4 protein-coding genes and 1 pseudogene are annotated in these 4,868 nt (G+C 66.9%); 4 read left to right on the top strand and 1 reads right to left on the bottom strand.

The features are described 5' to 3' along the window. Positions 1-377: 377 nt before the first annotated feature. Entirely contained in the window at positions 378-593 is a 216-nt protein-coding gene (locus ACWCQ6_RS35820) for a hypothetical protein (protein WP_451096490.1), read from the bottom strand. A gap of 94 nt (positions 594-687) precedes the next feature. Between ACWCQ6_RS35820 and ACWCQ6_RS35815 the strand changes: the two genes are divergently transcribed. The 4 genes and pseudogenes from ACWCQ6_RS35815 to ACWCQ6_RS35800 all read left to right on the top strand — a co-directional run bounded on the left by ACWCQ6_RS35815 (position 688) and on the right by ACWCQ6_RS35800 (position 4,649). Further along, a complete protein-coding gene (locus ACWCQ6_RS35815; protein ID WP_451096488.1) occupies positions 688-1,281 on the top strand; it encodes a TetR/AcrR family transcriptional regulator in 594 nt (197 codons plus the stop codon). Between the two features lie 325 nt (positions 1,282-1,606). Beyond that, a pseudogene (locus ACWCQ6_RS35810) lies at positions 1,607-2,357 on the top strand (IS6 family transposase). A 309-nt stretch (positions 2,358-2,666) separates the two neighbouring features. Beyond that, positions 2,667-4,184: a hypothetical protein gene (locus ACWCQ6_RS35805; RefSeq protein WP_451096486.1), complete on the top strand. Its 1,518-nt coding sequence runs from the start codon at positions 2,667-2,669 to the stop codon at positions 4,182-4,184. A gap of 63 nt (positions 4,185-4,247) precedes the next feature. Further along, entirely contained in the window at positions 4,248-4,649 is a 402-nt protein-coding gene (locus ACWCQ6_RS35800; protein WP_451096484.1) for a Ku protein, read from the top strand. Positions 4,650-4,868: the final 219 nt, after the last annotated feature.

Genomic DNA, 4,868 nt, shown 5'->3' with positions numbered 1-4,868 from the left:
CGGACCACACACGTCCTGCCCTCGGCTGAACAACGCCGCCCCGGGCCCATCAGAGATCCAGAACCTCTAATTGCTTACGAATTAGAGGTGTCGGCCCTGGGGCGGTGATGGCCCACGGGCGGTGACCTGCGGCGCAGCGAACGCTGGTCAAGGGAGTGTTGGCAACCTGTTGGACAACCCGGTGCGCAACCGGTCTGAGCGCAGCCGGACCCGTCATCACCGTCCGATGCAGCGGCCACCCGGCCCGGCCCGGCGCGGTCCTCCTGACCGTCGCCGCGGCACGTCACCCCTGGGGATGTACGCACCACTGGCCGGACTCCGAACGGGATAGAGGCCGGAATGTGCTGCGGCAGCCTGCTGGGAGCCGTGGGTAGGTGTTACTTGAGGTGTCCGAGGGCCTTGGCGCGGCCCTGTGCCCAGCCGGCGAGGAAGACACCGATGGCGAGGGCAGCGATGTAAACGCACAGGGCGCCCGGGAACGGCAATCCGCTGAGCACCCCACCGTTGTCGTGATCGATGAGCAGCCGGATCGCGCCTTGGCCGCTGAAGACCACTAAAGCCATTCCGATGATCAGCAGAACGACGAACTTCATGATGCCCCCTCAGTCATTTTTACAATGCACATGCATTGTAATAGACTGCCGATGGCGATGCAATGCGAACGCATTGGCTCGCCAGGGAGGATGCATGCCGAAGATCGTTGACCATGAGGAGCGCCGACACCGCCTTGCCGAAGCCGTCTGGACACTGACGCTCCGCGACGGACTGGAGGGTGTGACGCTTCGCAAGGTCGCGTTGGAGGCCGGGGTATCCATGGGCCAGGTGCAGCACTACTACGCCACCCGGGAGGACCTGGTCCGTGACGCGATCGACCGCGCCGTGCGGGCACTGAACGCCCGGATTGAGGCATCCATCAAGGCAACAGACTCGGCGAGTGCGGAGATGATGCTCCGTGAATGCCTGCGCGCGATGCTCGCCCGTGACCCGGAAAGCCTGCGCCTACTCCAGCTGTCAGTCGCGGTTGTCGGAAGGGCGATCTCGGATCCGGCAATGGCCGGCGTGCTGGCGCCAGGTAGCGGCGAGCTTCTGGACTTCACCGCGGGACTCATCGCCGCGGCCCGGCAGGAACGGGGCGTGCCAGCATGGGGCAACGGCCTGATCGACGCTGACATCTGTTGGAATCTGGCCACGAGCCTGGGGGTCGACGTCGCCCTGGGGCAGCGTTCTCCCGACGAAGCACTCAGGGTGCTGGACTATCACCTGGACAACCTCCTGGGCTGACCACCGTCTCGCCCAGCGCATCACGCGGCGACACCGCGTTTCGCAGGTGGTCACTCATGAAAAGCGACGCCCGGTACGGCCGCGTTGAGCATTCTCCGTTTCAAGGGACAGCACCCCTCGCCCGCGCGACCCGGGTCAGAGATAGGAGCCCGGGGCCTGCTCGGCGCCCTCCGTTGTCGGCGAAGTACGCCAGGTGAACGATGGCCGGGGCGAGTACGACCCCTGAGGTCTCGCTGCCCCTGATCGGAGACTCCGGGGCTACTGAACCGGCACTCGTCACGGTGAGAATCGACGTCGGCGCTGTCACGTTGGCTGACGGGGTGGGATGATCTTCGGGTTGGTCAGCTGGGAGGGGTTGTCCGTGGGCAGTACGCCGCCGTCGTACAAGGGGCACCGGTACCCGGTCGAGGTGATCTCCCACTGCGTGTGGCTGTACTTCCGCTTCCCGTTGTCATTCCGTGAGGTGGAGGAGCTGATGCTGCAGCGTCATTGCGTCCTACGAGACGATCCGCCGGTGGTGTCTGAAGTTCGGGCAGCCCTACGCCAACGCGCTGCGCTGCCGATGTCCCCACCCCGGCGACAAGTGGCATCTTGACGAGGTCTTCATCACGATCAACGGCGAGCAGAAGTACCTCTGGCGCGCGGTCGACCAGGACGGCAACGTGCTGGACATCCTCGTCCAGAACCGGCGCAGCAAGGCCGCGGCCAGGCGCTTCTTCCGTCGGCTCCTCAAAGGAATCGGGGCCGTGCCGAGGGTGATCGTCACGGACAGGCTCCGTTCCTGCGGGGCGGCCCACCGCGAGGTGATGCCCTCGGTCGAGCACCGCTCCCACAAAGGCCTGAACAACCGGGCCGAGAACTCCCACCAGCCAACAAGGCAGCGCGAACGCGCCATGAAAGGCTTCCGCAGCGTCAAAGGAGCCCAGAGATTCCTGTCCGCGTTCAGCGGCATCTCACCCCACTTCCGCCCCCACCGCCACCTGATGACCGCCACCCAATACCGCACCGAGATGACCATCCGCTTCACGATCTGGGACCAGATCACCGGCGCTGCCAACCTGCCCACCACGGCCTGAACACAGGCCCGGCCACGGGCCCACCACGCCCCGACGCACCATCAGACAGTCACGCACCCACAACGTGACAACGCCTTCTCCAGCCCCGAACAACGTCGTCCCCTTCCGCCCTCCGAGCCGCTGACCGCTCGACTTGCACAGCCGCCCCCGTCGCCCTGACGCAGGGGGCGGCTCTGCTGCTGTGGGAGCGCTTCAGTTGGCGGGTTTCGTCAATTACCGCGCCAAGGACGTGCCTGGGCGCCCCGCCATCAACTCGTTGACGTCGAAATTCGCAAGCCAATCGCTCACGGTCCAGGCAGGATGCCCTCTGTGAACCATGTCCTGTGCGGGCTCGCCGCCAATGTGACCCTGCCGTCCGAGCTGGTTAACCGGCTGATCGCGGCCGCGGACCCCGACATCGCTGTGGAACTCGCCGGTCGAGCGGACCTCAGCCGTGAGCAGGCGGTCTCGTTGGTCTCGCGCGTTGAGGAAAGCGCTGTGCGGCTAGCGTACGAGGGCCGGCTGACCGCCGCCGACATCGATCCTGCAGCACAGCCGCACGCCGCACTCGCCTTGCTCCACGAACGTGCCGGTAGCCCGGAGTGGGCACGCCTCCTCGCGGCAGATCCCGTCGTCGAGCACCGGGAGAAGCTGGCTGCCTGCTCCGGTCTCCCGTCTGATGTCGTGGACACACTCGCCGCGGACTCGGACGTACGGGTTGTCGCGGAGCTCGCGTTGTGGACCACACCGGAAGTGGCCGCCAGGCTTGCGGGGCATCCACACGCTGAGGTCCGCCGCGCGGTGGCGGCCAACGAGGCGACGCCGCGGGCCGTACTGGCGGCGCTGATCACAGGCGAGGGACTGCCTCCCGCGCAGCGGTGCCTGGTCTGCGACCGTGAAGAGACGCCGTTCGTACACGATCCGCAATGCCCACGCCCCGACTGCGATCTGCTGCCGGGCGCCTCCTGCGACGGCTCCCACGAGTCCACCATGCACGACATACAGGAGGCGGCACTGCGGAACCCGGCCACACCCACCGAAGCCGTCGTCGGCTTCGCCGACCATCCTTCAATGCTCTTGCGCTGGGCGCTCGCCGCCCGCCCCAACCTCACCCCGGACGTGTACAGACGGCTCGCCGCAGACCCCACTCCCGGTGTCCGAGCCGACCTCGCCGAAAATCCCGCGATCGACGACGCCCTGATCCGCGTGCTGGCCAGCGACCGTGACCATGACGTGCAGCGCAGGCTCGCACACAACCCACACGTGCCGCTCGACTTGCTCACCCACCTCGCTAGCACTACCAAGATCGGCACCACCCTGCTGCCGCGGATCGCCTCCGCATCCCCCGCCGAGGTGGAGGCACTGGCCCAGTCGCCGAAACCGGCCGCACGGATGCTCGTGGCCCAACGACGCGATCTGCCGACCGAGATCTGCAACGCGCTGGCCAATGACCCCGACGCGAAAGTGGCCAAGTCCATCGCTCCGCACCCGGGCCTGTCCGAAGCACAGTTGCGCACCATGGTCGACCGACACGGCGTCCAGGTCCTCGCCAAGGTGGCGGCCAACCCAGACGCGACCCCGGCGCTGCTGGAGGACCTGACCCGGAACGAACCATCGGTACAGAAAGCGTTCCGTGAGATCGCCCGGCATCGCAATGCGACGGCCTCGGCGCTGCTCGCCTGCCTGGCGGACAAACAGGCGAGGCCCATAGCCGCCGGCCACCCAGCACTCCCGCCGCCCGTCATCGTAGAGCTCCTCACCGACGCGGACTGGCAGGTAGTGGAAGCGGCAGCCGCCAACCCGTCGCTGCCGTCTGCCGTGATATCGGACCTGATGCGCCAGCTGTAACACCCTGCCTCTCGGGGCTACAAAGCACTCGCTGAGACTGAACACAAAGACTTGACAGGGAAGTTGACGGAGGTCCTGGCACGCACCGGGTACGTGGGCCTCTGCAAGATCGCCATTGGCCGCCGCGAGCGGCTGGCGGTGCTGCGGCCGAGGCACGGAGTCCTGGTGTGCCAGACCCTGCTGTGGCAGGACGAGCTGCGCGATCCCGGCGACCTGGCTCCATCGACACCGGTGACGGACCAAGAGCTTCAGCTCGCCGAAACGCTGCTGTCTGAGTCGACCGGGATTGAGATGCGGGAACTGCACGACGAATACGGTCGCGCGCTGGAGCAGCTGGTGGACGCCAAGGTCGCGGGCGGCCAAGTTGAGACGCTGCCGGTACCCCAGCCGGCCGCCGACCTGCTTGCGGCCTTGGAAGAGAGCGTGCGAGCCGCGCGCACCTCCCGATCAGGTGAGGCTGACTAGCCAGTCGGCGGGCAGCGCATACGCGCCCTCCACCCAGACCGTCCGCGCGAGGCAGGAACGCCCGTCTGCGCGCTCATGAACTCAAGTCGCCCGGCCGGAAGGAAGGGCCGGTCTGCGACTGCACCGGGCCTGGTAGATCAGCCGGTCCTGTTCGAGCTTGATGACCTGCTCGTAGGACCGGAGTTCCCAGAGCTTCATCCGGCGCCACAGCTTGAACGT

The organism is Streptomyces sp. NPDC001880 (genome assembly GCF_053594575.1).
This window is presented reverse-complemented; position numbering and strand designations above follow the sequence as displayed.

What these genes read in the sequence shown, in the direction of transcription:
- ACWCQ6_RS35820 (WP_451096490.1), bottom strand. Translation starts at nt 593, where the DNA reads ATGAAGTTCGTCGTTCTGCTGATCATCGGAATGGCTTTAGTGGTCTTC.
- ACWCQ6_RS35815 (WP_451096488.1), top strand. Translation starts at nt 688, where the DNA reads ATGCCGAAGATCGTTGACCATGAGGAGCGCCGACACCGCCTTGCCGAA.